The organism is Gemmobacter sp. (assembly GCF_046292685.1).
Classification (GTDB): Bacteria; Pseudomonadota; Alphaproteobacteria; order Rhodobacterales; family Rhodobacteraceae; genus Wagnerdoeblera.
This window is the reverse complement of sequence record NZ_JBKBQM010000007.1, coordinates 69,781-81,565: the sequence shown is the minus strand read 5'-3', so window position 1 is coordinate 81,565 and position 11,785 is coordinate 69,781. Positions and strand designations below refer to the sequence as shown.

Below are 11,785 nucleotides of genomic sequence, written 5' to 3'. Positions count from 1 at the left end.
AAAGCGCCAAAGCTCGCGATCACCGCCGTCATGCGAAAGCTCATCCTGCTCGCCAACGCGCTGCTGCGCGACGGCCGGAAATGGGCAGACAGACCTACTTGACCAAGACGGATACTACCGCGATCGGGACTGGGAGACCCGCGCCGGAACGGTCGAGCTGTGCATCCCGAAGCTTCGGAAGGGCAGATCCTTCCCAGACTTCCTCGAGCCGCGCCGCATGGCCGAGAGTGAGCCCGCGAACGCTGACGGCGGTCATCCGGGAGGCCTGTGTTCAAGGCATCCCGACGCTGTTCGTCGATGACCTGGTCAAGGCGATGGGCCTGTCGGGGATCAGCAAGAGCCAGGTGTCGCGGCTCTGCAAGGAGATCGACGGCAAGCCGAAAGCCTTTCTGAACCGTCCCCTCGGAGGCGACTGGCGTTCGCCATTGTCCTCGGACCAATGGCGGACAATGGCTGGCCCGTGGATCGACGCCACCTGCCTCAAGGTCCGGCGTGGCGGGCGGATCGTGTCGGTCGCCGCGATCATCGCCATCGGCGTGAACACCGACGGGTGGCGCGAGGGTCTGGGTCTGGACATCGGCACATCCGAGGCCGAGCCGATCTGGACGGGGTTGCCTCACGCAAGCTGACCCGCCGGGGATTGCGCGGGGTCAACCTCGTCATCAGCGACGCCCACGAGGGCATCAAGGCGGCCGTCTCGAAGGTTCTCAGCGCCCCCTGGCAGCGGTGCCGCGTCCATTTCCAGCGCAAGGCCCTTGCCCATGCCGGGAAGGGCGGCGCGTCGTCTCCGCCTTCATCGCCACCGCCTTTGCCCAGGACACCGCCGTGGCCGAGCAGAGCCGGCCCAAGGTGCCCAGGCTGGCCGGGCTGATGGACGAGGCCGAACACGACGTCCTGGCCGACATGTCCTTTCCCAGGGAACACCGGGCCAAGCTGCACTCGACAAACCCGATCGAGCACCTGAACGGCGAGATCAAGCGCCGCACCGACGTCGCCGGCGTTCGGCCTCGCCCCTCGAACCGGTGGCAAGGCGGGCCTCACTGCCCAACGATCAAGCCATCGTCCGCCTCGTCGGGGCTCTGCTCCTCGAACAGAACGATGAATGGACCATTCGGCGTGCCCGCGACAAGACGCCGGAAACCATCGCACCGACAGGCGTTGGTGCCGTCATCAGCCTGCCCACAGCGGCATCCTGCTCAAGCAGGCCCGCGTCGAGCACCACGGTGACGATCAGCGCCCGCTACACCACTCAACGGGACAGCATCGTCCTGGCAGGCGATGAAGGACTGACACAAAATCAAGCCCGCGCTGTTCAAGAAACAGCCTTACTACCTTCCGGGATGTGACACCTGCGCACCAATATGGGCGTTGGCGGCGTCACACCCGGAATGACGCGGAGGTGGCCGCATGACTGCAACGAATGCATCCCGTACTATCGGGCTGAACACCGACGCATCCGAACAAAATCCGGGCAAGTGCACGCACTCTTCCTCGTGGCATGAGCCGGTTTGCACCGGCGCAAGACACGGCGAGCAGTAGAAGATGGTCAACGCCGCATCGACTCTGCGAGCCGGGTCACCATGGCGAGTGCGGCATTGGCCGAACCCGCAGGTGTGCCGGTGGTCATTTGTGCGCGCAGCAGATAGCGCTTGACCAGATCCTGCATGCGATCAGGCGCGGCGAACTGCGAAACGCGGCCATCGCCGAAAGCGGCCTCGGCCTTCTGTTTGAGCATCTCCTTCTGCTTGTCGATATCCAATGTGCCGAAGCTGGAAGGCAGGCCGAAGGCTGTCTCCAGCACCTGTCGCACGGGCCGTTGCCCCATGAGGGTGAACCAGCGCGCATCCTCCGACATCGACGCAGACGCGACCTTGCCGATTTCCCTTTCGGCATTCATCGCAAGGCGCAGGCTTTCATCCACCTTGCCGACCGCAGCTTCGAAACCGCGTTCCTTCCATGCGGAAACGATGCGGTCGGCGAAGTCGGAAATCCGGATCCGTCCGGTGCCGAAGTCGCCCAGCCCGAAAGCGGCCGAGAACTCGCGGTAACGCTTGTCGGCCAGCTTCAGCGCGAGCGCGCCCTCTTTGAGGGTGCCGTCTTCAAGAACCTTGCGAATGAAGAACCGGTTGTTTATGTCGGCTTCCAACCCGAAAGCCCCAAGCGCCACCGAAAGCAGGCGGCGGTCGTTGACCAGTTCTTCCGCGGAGCCGATCTTGCCGATCCTGTCGCGAAAGTATGCCTCGTCGCGCTGGATCGACGCCTGTCTGTCGAAAACGGCCTTCTGGGTCGCCGCTGTCCGCTTGAGCATCGCCCAACCGGTAAAGCCCCCGGCGCCAAGGGCGGGAACGAAGCTCATGACCGGGCGGCGGCCAACAGCCGCTCCTCTCTCGGCAGCAAGGCACGCAGGGCCTTGAGCGCCTGATAGTACTGGTCTTCGAGCACTGCCTGCGAGGCTTGGGCCAGCAGTGCCCGGCTGTCAGGGTCGATGAGAACCTGGCTGAGCTGCTCGACCCCGCGCAACAATTGCAGGCGTGCCTCCGCGGGGGCGGCATCGCCCGAAAGCACCAGTTGCACGATATAGCAAACTCGCCGGACGGGTGTGTTGACCTGTTCCGGGTGAATGGCATCGCGCAGCCGCAGGATATGCGCCCCCGGCGTCATGATGGCCAGTTTGGAGCGTCGTTCGCAGTTTTCGATGACGGCACCATTGATCAGAACGCGCTCGCGCGGGCCGAGCTTGAGGACCAGACCGCTCATGCCGATGCTCCCTGATCGCCGCGCAGGCCGCGCATGACCGCCGTGTTGATGTCGACCAGCACTTCGACGCTGGCCTCGCCAGCCAGAACCTTGCGGCCGTGCTGTTCGGAGAACTGGTAAAGATAGAACAGTTGCGCCCGCAACGGGCGCGGCAAGGCGTTGCCCGGATCGGCCACATCCGCCGCCAGCGTCGACCAAAGGCGCGTGTTGTCGCTGATTGCGGCGGCAAGGGCAGGGAAGTTCTGCTTCCGGTCCTGCCAGGCGTTGCCGAGCGCCTGGGTGATCCGGGCCAGCAGGTCGTATTCGATGCTGCGTGGGGTCCGCGCGGGGGCCTCGGGGCGCGCATAGGCGGTGCGGGCGAAATTGAGGGTGCTCACAGTGATGGGTTCCGGTGCTGCTGGGGTTCAGATGGCCGGGGCGCGCGAACCGACGCGCGCCCCGGCGGCTGCTGTTACCGGAACAGCGACAGGATGCTCTGCGGCGCCTGGTTTGCGATCGACAGCGCCTGCACACCCAGCTGCTGCTGCACCTGCAGCGCCTGCAGACGGGCCGAGGCCTCCTCCATGTCGGCATCGACCAGGGTGCCGATGCCGGCCTTGAGCGAGTCCGTCAGAGAGGAGACGAACTTGGTCTGGGTGTCGATGCGGCCCTGGGCCGAACCGAAGGCAGCGGCGGAGCCGATCGATTTCTGGATCAGGCCTTCGATGCCCGCCAGGGCGGCGGCGGCACCGTTCGTGGTCGTCACGTCGAACTGGCGCAGCAGGTTCAGACCGCCGCCCGCGGTGCCGCCCGTGGTCCGGTTGACATCCGTGGCCGCGATGCCCGTCACCGCGGCAGAGCCGGTGTTGGTGATGGTGATCTGGGTCGGGTCGGTCGAGCTGAGCGCGAAGCTGACAGTGCGCCCCTCGCGCTGGGCCACGAAGTTCAGCCGGGTCACCATTTCCGACGCGACCGAGGCAGCGGTATCGCCCTGACGCGCGACATAGCTCACCTGGTTCGGCGCCGCGACGGCGGTGCCGGCCATGCTTTCGATGTTGTAGGTCGTGCCATAGCCGACGTTGGCAGGCAGGATCTGCATGAAGTTCTGCGTGGCGCCCGCCGCCAGGGTCGCGATGGCGGTGGCCGCACCGCCGCCCGCCGTAGCGCCGTTGGTTGCAGCGTTCGTGCCCAAGTCGTTCTTGGCCACGGTGATCTTGCTGGCCGCCACCCCCGACGCGCTGCGATCCAGCGATGCAAGGATGTCCACGTTGTTCGTTCCGGCCGTTGCCGACTGGTTCGACAGCAGGTTCAGCCCGTTGAACTGCGCCGCGCCCACAACCGCGCCGATCTGGTCGCGCAAGGCCACGATGTCAGTCTGGATCTTGGCGCGATCGACGTTCGATTCCTGCGCCGCGACGATCTTGCCCTTCATCTGGGTGAGCAGGTCGGTCACGGTTTCCGAGGCCGAGCGGGCGACCGCCACGGTCGACGAGCCGAGGGCGAGGCTGTCGGAGATGCCCTTGAAGCCCTTGACGTCGGATTCCATCACCTTGGAGATGGACCACACCGCCGCGTTGTCGCGGGCGTTGGCGACCGATTTGCCGGTCGAGATTTCGGACTGGGTCTTTTCCAGGTTCGAGTTGATTCCTTTCAGCGTCTGCAGGGCGACCATGGCGCTGGTGTTGGTCAGAATGGACGGCATTTTCGACTTTCCTTGCGGGTTCCGGCGCTTTGCGCGCGATTCTTGCCACTTGCGGTGGCGGCCCGGGTGTTCTGTCCCCTGCGGCAGCGGTCTGCCGCGTCACCCCGTCATGAGGTGCGAGGCCCATTCGGCGCCCCAAACGCTAAGAAGCTCCTAACCCGCCCCAGCCTTGTTCGATGCATTTTGCGCAAATCTGCGGCATTCGCTCAGACCCTGCGCGTCGATGCCGGCGTCGGGCCCAGGGCGCGCCGTCGGCCATCGCCGCCATAGGTGCCCAAGCCCTTGCGAACGGTTTCGATTTCCGTCAGGCGGCGGCGCGCGGCGGCCAGGCCTTGCCCGGCTGCCAGCAATAGTTCCGCAAGCTCGGCTGCCCGGGACTTCAGCATCTGCAACGTGTCCGGCCCCGGGGGCGACGCCTCCAGCGCGGCGACTTCGGTGCCGAGCCGGGCGGAAAGCCGGTCGAAGGCGGTGAAATCGCCCTGACGCACGGCATCGCGCAATGCCGCCAGCGAATCGGCCAGACGGTCAGCGGGAGTCATTTTCGCGCGCCTTCAGCGCATGGAACAGATGTTCCGCAAGGCCGATCCCCCCCTTTTTCACGATGGCACGGGCCTGTGCCTCGCGCAGGAAGGATGCGAACTGTTCTTCGCCGGCGCCGCCGCCGAAGCTTTCGGGCAGCTTTGCAACCCCGGCATGGCGCAGCATTTCGGCAAGAAAAACCCCTTCCAGCTCGCGCGCCTTTTGCCGCAGCGTCGCGTCCCGGTCCGGGCGGGTTGCAGAGGGGGTGTCGGCCGGCAAGGGCGCAACGGGGATCATGGCGGTCTCCTGCGGAACTACAATTTGATCCATTCTGGCGCAGCGCAGTAAACAAAGTGGTAACCTCGGACTGGCACCTTGCGCTCACCGGCAGAAGTCGCGGAGGGGCCATGAAACTTGAACCATCGCTGTTGCGGGCGCCGGAGTTCCGTCTTCCGACGGCGCCGGTGGTGCCATCGCCGGGCGATTTCCTCGCTGCCTGGATCGCCGAGAATCCGGCGCCGGACGCAGACCTTGCCGGGGCGCGGGCGCGCCGGACGCCGCAAGACCCGGTTCCGCGCGAAGGCAGCACACCTGCGTCAATGCCGGAAGGTTCCGGCATTCTGCCCGATCCTGCAGCGGCAGCGCCTGCGACAGCCACGACCGTTACCCCGGCGCCTGCTGCCGAGCTGCCCCCGACCGCGCCTGCACCCCCCGATATCCCGGATTGGCTTCCTGGATCCAGAATGTCGTCGATAGAGGGGGGAAATGATCCTGCAGGGCGCGTTCGATTGGCCTTGCCCTCGCTGTCGTCGGTTTGCTCGATGCCGGTTTCGGAAAGCCGCATACAGACGGCGCCGATCGCCGCGGCCATTCCGGTTCGGGAGGACGGTGAACACCCTGTCACCGCCTCTGAACGTCTTGCCGAGCAGGACACCGCTGCCTTGCCCGCGGTGTCCGGCAGGATACCTGCGGTGCCGGCGGTGCCCCCCTCCGGTTCGGCGCCGGCCCCCCTTCTGCCGACGGAGCCGACCGCCTCGACGCCCCGTGCCGGGACGGACCTTGCAGACCCGGCCCAACCCGCGCTCCCACAGTCGTGGGTTCCCTTCTCCAGGGCAGAGGCGCTTGGGCCAACCGCATCCGCTTGGCCGGCCCCAGCTTCGTGGCCAACGCTGCCGACGGTCGTTTCGGCAGAGGCAAATGGCCAGAGCGTCCCGGAGAATCATCCGAAGGAAGGGTCTGCGCGACCGGAGCTGCCCTTGATGCGACCCGACGCAACCCCTTGGGCGTTCGAAGAAACGTCGAAAACGGCGGGGCGCGCGACAGCCGCGCCGCTGTCCCTGTCTGACAGCGCTGCGGTGGCGCCAGCCAATCCCGGGCCGATGGTCGCGCCGGATGAACAGCCGCTTCGGCAAGGCGCTGGCGCTGGCGTCGCGGAGCATTGGGACGATCGCGCATCGGCGGCGGCGAACGTGGGGCGAGTGGCGAGGCAGGGGGGGGATCCCGCGGCAGTGATGAACGATCCTCCGCCTCCCGGCAGAAGTGCAACTCCACCGGCGCAGCCCCTTTGGGAGGCTTCGGCGGCCCGTGCATCAACGGGTCTTGACCTTGCAAGGCCCGATCAGGCAGCGGTGCCTGTCGATCCGGCGGCCATATCGGTGCCAGTTCGGGGGCTCGGCCCGGACGCAACCACCAGTTCGCCGGTTCGGCCGGCCGCTTCGCCCGATCCGGCGGGCACATTACCACCCGCGGCCAACCGGGGTTCGGCCGAAGGCCGGACAAAGCCCGGTCTTGCTTCGCAAGGCCGAAACCCGCCCTTGCACTTTGTAACGCGGGAGGCTTCGCCGTTGGTGCCCGCTCTGGTGCCCGCCCGCGCCATGACGGCTGCAACCGCCGACCGACTGGATGCTCCGCCAACCCCGCCGGTGCCCGCCCTCAATCCTGTAACCCCTGATCCGACCGGGGCCCCTGCCGAAGCAACAGCCCGGGTGGCGGCAGCTTTGCGCCTCGCAAAGCTGCCCGAAGCCCGCGATGCCGTGGTCGTGACCGGGCCCGCTGCAGCCGATGCCGGATCGCCGCCGCCGACCGTTTCGGCAATTGTCCCCGAATCCGATACACTTGCCGGGTCGTGGTCGCTTGCCCTGGCGCGCGCCTCCGAAACCCATGTGCGGTATCAGCCAAAACCCGACCCCGCGCCGACCGCCGACTTGCGCGTCACGCCGCTTCCGGGGGCGCAGTCGGCGCTCATCGGCCCCACCCTCCCCCGAGTTGCCGAGATGTTTGCCGACCGCGCCGTCGCTGAACCGCTCGACGCAATGGGCGTTCACGGGGAAACGGCCGTTGCGCCGCCTCATGTCGGGCAGGCCGATCATCTGCAGGGCCGGGCAGCGCCTGACAATCGGCCCTTGCCACCCCCGCCGCCACAGCAGGTGATCGATGCGATCCGCGCCGCGCAAGGCAACCAGGTAGAGCTGCACATGGCACCCGAAGAACTGGGCCGCGTCTCGATGAGCTTTCAGCCCGAGGGCGATGCCCTGCGCGTCCATCTGATCGCGGATCGGCCCGAAACGCTGGACCTTTTGCGGCGCCATGCCCCCGAACTCGCGGCGGAATTGCGTGCAGCGGGCTATGAGAGCGCGAGCTTCAGCTTCGGCCGGTCCGGGAACGCACCGTCGTTCCGGGCCGACACCGAAACCGGCGAAAGCGACCAAGGCTCCGAAATCCCGGCGCCACGCCCTGCCGCCGCTGCACCTGCCGGCACACTCGACCTGCGCCTTTGATCCCGGAGCCAACATGACCGTTCTGCCAGTCACCTCAACCGCATCGCCTTCGCTGCCGGCCCAAAGCGCGCGCAGTGCCATGCTCACGTCGGATTTCGAAACCTTTCTGCGGATGCTCACGGTGCAGATCAGAAACCAGGATCCGATGAGCCCCATGCAATCGACCGAGTTCGCTACCCAGCTGGCAACCTTTGCCGGCGTCGAACAGCAGGTGAGGGCCAACGAACAGCTCGCGGCGCTGTCTCGGCAGCTCAACGTCTCGACCATGGCGCAACTTTCCGGCTGGATCGGGATGGAGGCCCGCATTGCAGCGCCCGCTGCGTTCGCCGGTGCCCCCATCATGCTGGCGCCGAACCCGCCGCAGCTTGCCGACTCGGCCGTTCTGGTGGTGCGCAACCAGCAAGGTTTCGAGGTTCAGCGCCTGCCGATTCCCGTATCGGCAGCGCCGATCGAATGGGTCGGCCTCGATGCCGCGGGAAACCCCTTGCCCGCCGGAACCTACCGATTCGAGCTCGAAGCCAGCGCCGGCGGCGAATTGCTCGGCAGTGGCCCGGTTGAACATTATGCGCTGGTGCGCGAGGCGCGCGGCAATGCCCAGGGGGGCATCGACCTTGTGTTCGATGGCGGTATCACGGTGGCCGCTGCCGACGCAACGGCCCTGCGCAAGCCCGGGGCGCTTTGACAGCCTCGTCGGGTAAGGGTATGGGTCGCGCGTCCCTTATCCGGCGAAGGTGTCATGAAACAGCCACGCGCCTGGCAGCGCATGCTTTCCGGGCGAAGGCTCGATCTGCTGGATCCGACCCCGATGGATATCGAGATCGAGGACATCGCGCATGGCCTTGCCTTTGTCGCGCGCTGGAACGGGCAAACCCGCGGCGACTGGCCCTATTCCGTGGCAGAGCATTCCCTGCTGGTCGAACAGATCTTTTCCCGGTGCAATCCCGGCATCGCGCCACGCTGGCAACTGGCCGCGTTGCTGCACGATGCCCCGGAATACGTGATCGGCGACATGATAAGCCCGGTGAAATCGGCCGTGGGTGCAGGGTATAGCCAGCTGGACGAACGTCTTGCCGCAGCGGTGCATCTGCGCTTCGGGTTGCCGTCGGTTCTTCCCGCCGCGATCAGGTCGGCCATCAAGGCGGCCGACCGGGCATCCGCCTGGGCGGAAGCGGTGCAGATCGCCGGGTTTTCCGAACCCGAGGCCGACAGGTTGTTCGGGCGGCCAGGAATCGACCTGCGCCGTGCGCTGGTCATCCGGCTGCGCGCCCCTGCCGAAGTCAGGGCCGATTTCATCGAACGCCATCGGGTCTTGCTGGAGGCGAGCGGTTGAGGCCCGAGGGCTTGGCGCGCTGCGCCGTCGCCTGGCACGCATTCCTGTTTGGGGATGCCGAACAGCAGACACCGGCGCTGGCGATGATCGCGGTCGCCCGGGCTGATCGGGGCGCGTCTGCAACAGGTTCCGCGCCAATCGACGTGCTGCACAGATGGCCGGGGTTGGCCTCGGGCCGAAAGCTGTGTATGCGGCGCAGCAATGAACATGGACCCGGGTGCAATTCCCGGGTGGCTCTTCCGGCCGCCGATCCGCCGGACAACCTGAACCGACACACAGATCAAATCTCGATGCGTGGTCGTTTGGCCCGGATCGTTCAGGAAAGTTTTACATGATTTCACTCGATGCCTACCGCGCGCAGTGGTTCGGCAACATCCGTGCCGATGTTCTGGCCGGCTTTGTCGTGGCGCTGGCGCTGATCCCCGAGGCGATCGCCTTTTCGATCATCGCTGGTTTGGACCCGAAGGTCGGGCTTTACGCCAGCTTTTCCATCGCGGTGCTGATCGCTTTTGTCGGCGGCAGGCCCGGGATGATCTCGGCCGCCACCGCCGCAACTGCGGTGCTGATGGTGACGCTGGTGCGCGACCATGGCCTGCAATACCTGCTGGCGGCCACGGTGCTGGCCGGGCTGATCCAGATCGGCGCGGGGCTGCTGAAGCTGGGCTTCGTGATGCGCTATGTGTCGAAATCGGTGATGACCGGCTTTGTCAACGCGCTCGCCATCCTGATCTTCATGGCGCAGCTGCCGGAACTGGACCCCACCAGGGTCACCTGGCTGACCTATGCGCTGGTCGCGGCCGGCCTCGCCATCATCTACCTTTTTCCTTACCTCACCAAGGCGATCCCGTCGCCGCTGGTCACCATCATCGTGCTGACCGGCCTCACGCTCGCCTTCGGGTGGGACGTGCGCACCGTGGGCGACATGGGCGCGCTGCCTGATACGTTGCCGGTGTTCCTGATCCCCGATATCCCGCTGACGCTGGAAACGCTGCTCATCATCCTGCCCTATTCCGTCGCCGTCGCGGTCGTGGGCCTGTTGGAAAGCCTGATGACGCAGAACATCGTCGATGACCTGACCGACACGAAATCCGACCGCAATCAGGAATGCATCGGCCAGGGCATCGCCAATACCGCAACCGGGTTCATCGGCGGGATGGCCGGCTGCGCGATGATCGGCCAGTCGATCATCAACGTGAAATCCGGCGGGCGGGGGCGGCTGTCGGCCTTTACCGCGGGCACGGTGCTCCTGATCCTGGTGGTGTTCCTGGGCGACTGGGTGGCGCGGATTCCGATGGCGGCACTGGTGGCGATCATGATCATGGTCTCGATCGGCACCTTTTCCTGGTCCTCGATCCGCAACCTTGCGGTTCACCCGCGCTCGTCCTCCATCGTGATGCTGGCCACGGTGGCGACGGTGGTGTGGACGCACAACCTTGCCATCGGGGTGCTGGTGGGGGTGCTGCTTTCCGGCATCTTCTTTGCGGGCAAGATCGCGCAGCTGTTCAAGGTCACCTCCACCATCTCGAAGGATGGGCGCGAGCGGACCTATGTCGTCGAGGGGCAGCTTTTCTACGGCTCGGTCGAGGATTTCATGAATGCCTTCGATTTCAAGGAGGCCCTGGACCGCGTGGTGATCGACGTGTCGCGCGCGCATATCTGGGACATCAGTTCCGTGCAGGCGCTGGACATGGCGGTGCTGAAGTTCCGCCGCGACGGGGCCGAGGTGGAGATCGTCGGCATGAACGAAGCCTCCGAAACCATCGTGGACAGGCTTGCGGTGCATGACAAGCCGGGTGCGATGGACAAGCTGATGGCGCATTGAGGGGGACATGGACATGACCGACCAACCGCAGAAGATCGTCGCCCTTGTCGATGGCTCGATCTATTCCGCCAGCGTCTGCGACCATGCCGCCTGGATCGCCAGCCGAACCGGCGCCCCGGTCGAACTGCTGCACGTCCTCGGTCGCCGCGAGGCTTCCGACACCCGCGACCATTCCGGTGCCATTGCGCTGGGCGCCCGCACGGCGCTGATGGAACAGCTGGCCGAACTGGATGCGCAACGTGCCCGGCTTATCAGCCAACGTGGGCGCGCGATCCTCGAAGACGCGCAGGCCGTGCTGGAAAAAGCCGGCATCGCCGATGTCGTAACCCGGCTGCGGCATGGCGACATTGTCGAGGCCGTGGCCGATGTCGAGGCCGATGCCCGCGTCATCCTGATCGGCAAGCGCGGCGAAGCGGCGGATTTCGCCAAGGGGCATCTGGGCTCGAACCTCGAACGCATCGTGCGCGGCTGCCACAAGCCGGTGCTCGTGGCCTCGCGCGCCTTCCGGCCGATCCGAAAGGTTCTCATTGCCTATGACGGCGGCACGTCGGCGATGAAGGCGGTCGACCACATCGCGCGCAGCCCGCTGTTTCAGGGCCTCGCCGTGCATGTCGTGACGGTTGGCAGCGCCACGCCGGAGGTGACAAGGGGCCTGGAGGATGCAAAGGCGATGCTGAAGGCCGCCGGGATCGCGGCGGAAGCCTCGGTTCTGCCCGGTCAGCCGGAAACGGCACTGGCGCGGCTGGTGGAGGAGGCGCAATTCGACATGCTGGTCATGGGCGCCTATGGCCACAGCCGCATCCGCAGCCTGATCATCGGTTCCACCACCACTGCCATGATCCGCGCCTGCAAGGTGCCCGTCCTGCTGTTGCGGTAAGCCAGAGGGCCCGGCCGCGATG

The 11,785-nt window shown here is 66.2% G+C and carries 11 protein-coding genes, 2 pseudogenes and 1 other annotated feature; of the genes and pseudogenes, 7 read left to right on the top strand and 6 right to left on the bottom strand.

The features are described 5' to 3' along the window. Both ACK4S2_RS03550 and ACK4S2_RS03545 read left to right on the top strand, forming a co-directional pair. A pseudogene (locus tag ACK4S2_RS03550) lies at positions 1 to 102 on the top strand (IS110 family transposase); the annotation flags it as partial. Continuing rightward, positions 68 to 1,346: pseudogene (locus ACK4S2_RS03545) on the top strand (IS256 family transposase); the annotation flags it as partial. The pseudogenes ACK4S2_RS03550 and ACK4S2_RS03545, both read left to right, overlap by 35 nt. Before the next feature lie 200 nt (positions 1,347 to 1,546). Here ACK4S2_RS03545 and ACK4S2_RS03540 read toward each other — a convergent pair. The 6 genes from ACK4S2_RS03540 to ACK4S2_RS03515 form a co-directional block, all read right to left on the bottom strand. After that, a complete protein-coding gene (locus ACK4S2_RS03540) occupies positions 1,547 to 2,356 on the bottom strand; it encodes a DUF1217 domain-containing protein (RefSeq protein ID WP_409620378.1) in 810 nt (269 codons plus the stop codon). Beyond that, positions 2,353 to 2,757: a flagellar biosynthesis repressor FlbT gene (gene flbT / locus ACK4S2_RS03535; protein WP_409620376.1), complete on the bottom strand. Its 405-nt coding sequence runs from the start codon at positions 2,755 to 2,757 to the stop codon at positions 2,353 to 2,355. The genes ACK4S2_RS03540 and flbT overlap by 4 nt, the downstream gene beginning before the upstream one ends. Then, positions 2,754 to 3,134 (bottom strand): flagellar biosynthesis regulator FlaF, encoded by a 381-nt coding sequence (gene flaF, locus ACK4S2_RS03530; RefSeq protein WP_409620374.1) that lies wholly within the window; start codon positions 3,132 to 3,134, stop codon positions 2,754 to 2,756. Before flaF ends, flbT begins: the two co-directional genes overlap by 4 nt. A 74-nt stretch (positions 3,135 to 3,208) precedes the next feature. Next, positions 3,209 to 4,438, bottom strand: a complete 1,230-nt coding sequence (locus tag ACK4S2_RS03525) for a flagellin (protein WP_409620372.1) — start codon at positions 4,436 to 4,438, stop codon at positions 3,209 to 3,211. Positions 4,439 to 4,644: 206 nt separating this feature from the next. Further along, positions 4,645 to 4,977: a hypothetical protein gene (locus ACK4S2_RS03520; RefSeq protein WP_409620370.1), complete on the bottom strand. Its 333-nt coding sequence runs from the start codon at positions 4,975 to 4,977 to the stop codon at positions 4,645 to 4,647. Further along, entirely contained in the window at positions 4,964 to 5,254 is a 291-nt protein-coding gene (locus tag ACK4S2_RS03515) for a rod-binding protein (protein WP_409620368.1), read from the bottom strand. Before ACK4S2_RS03515 ends, ACK4S2_RS03520 begins: the two co-directional genes overlap by 14 nt. A 1,736-nt stretch (positions 5,255 to 6,990) precedes the next feature. Here ACK4S2_RS03515 and ACK4S2_RS03510 point away from each other — a divergent pair. From ACK4S2_RS03510 to ACK4S2_RS03490, 5 genes are all read left to right on the top strand, one after another. Next, entirely contained in the window at positions 6,991 to 7,734 is a 744-nt protein-coding gene (locus ACK4S2_RS03510) for a flagellar hook-length control protein FliK (RefSeq protein WP_409620366.1), read from the top strand. Between the two features lie 13 nt (positions 7,735 to 7,747). Next, a complete protein-coding gene (locus ACK4S2_RS03505; RefSeq protein ID WP_409620364.1) occupies positions 7,748 to 8,416 on the top strand; it encodes a flagellar hook capping FlgD N-terminal domain-containing protein in 669 nt (222 codons plus the stop codon). A 54-nt stretch (positions 8,417 to 8,470) separates the two neighbouring features. Beyond that, complete coding sequence (locus tag ACK4S2_RS03500; RefSeq protein ID WP_409620362.1) at positions 8,471 to 9,064, top strand: hypothetical protein; 594 nt, start codon at positions 8,471 to 8,473, stop codon at positions 9,062 to 9,064. A gap of 206 nt (positions 9,065 to 9,270) precedes the next feature. Continuing rightward, positions 9,271 to 9,328 (top strand) — a sequence feature (sul1 is cis-regulatory element that is thought to sense ions involved in sulfur or methionine metabolism; They are found in Alphaproteobacteria). A gap of 67 nt (positions 9,329 to 9,395) precedes the next feature. Beyond that, positions 9,396 to 10,886: a SulP family inorganic anion transporter gene (locus tag ACK4S2_RS03495; protein ID WP_409620360.1), complete on the top strand. Its 1,491-nt coding sequence runs from the start codon at positions 9,396 to 9,398 to the stop codon at positions 10,884 to 10,886. 13 nt (positions 10,887 to 10,899) lie between these two features. Beyond that, positions 10,900 to 11,763: a universal stress protein gene (locus ACK4S2_RS03490; RefSeq protein ID WP_409620358.1), complete on the top strand. Its 864-nt coding sequence runs from the start codon at positions 10,900 to 10,902 to the stop codon at positions 11,761 to 11,763. Positions 11,764 to 11,785: the final 22 nt, after the last annotated feature.

What these genes read in the sequence shown, in the direction of transcription:
- ACK4S2_RS03540 (WP_409620378.1), bottom strand. Translation starts at nt 2,356, where the DNA reads ATGAGCTTCGTTCCCGCCCTTGGCGCCGGGGGCTTTACCGGTTGGGCG.
- flbT (WP_409620376.1), bottom strand. Translation starts at nt 2,757, where the DNA reads ATGAGCGGTCTGGTCCTCAAGCTCGGCCCGCGCGAGCGCGTTCTGATC.
- ACK4S2_RS03525 (WP_409620372.1), bottom strand. Translation starts at nt 4,438, where the DNA reads ATGCCGTCCATTCTGACCAACACCAGCGCCATGGTCGCCCTGCAGACG.
- ACK4S2_RS03520 (WP_409620370.1), bottom strand. Translation starts at nt 4,977, where the DNA reads ATGACTCCCGCTGACCGTCTGGCCGATTCGCTGGCGGCATTGCGCGAT.
- ACK4S2_RS03515 (WP_409620368.1), bottom strand. Translation starts at nt 5,254, where the DNA reads ATGATCCCCGTTGCGCCCTTGCCGGCCGACACCCCCTCTGCAACCCGC.
- ACK4S2_RS03505 (WP_409620364.1), top strand. Translation starts at nt 7,748, where the DNA reads ATGACCGTTCTGCCAGTCACCTCAACCGCATCGCCTTCGCTGCCGGCC.
- ACK4S2_RS03500 (WP_409620362.1), top strand. Translation starts at nt 8,471, where the DNA reads ATGAAACAGCCACGCGCCTGGCAGCGCATGCTTTCCGGGCGAAGGCTC.
- ACK4S2_RS03495 (WP_409620360.1), top strand. Translation starts at nt 9,396, where the DNA reads ATGATTTCACTCGATGCCTACCGCGCGCAGTGGTTCGGCAACATCCGT.
- ACK4S2_RS03490 (WP_409620358.1), top strand. Translation starts at nt 10,900, where the DNA reads ATGACCGACCAACCGCAGAAGATCGTCGCCCTTGTCGATGGCTCGATC.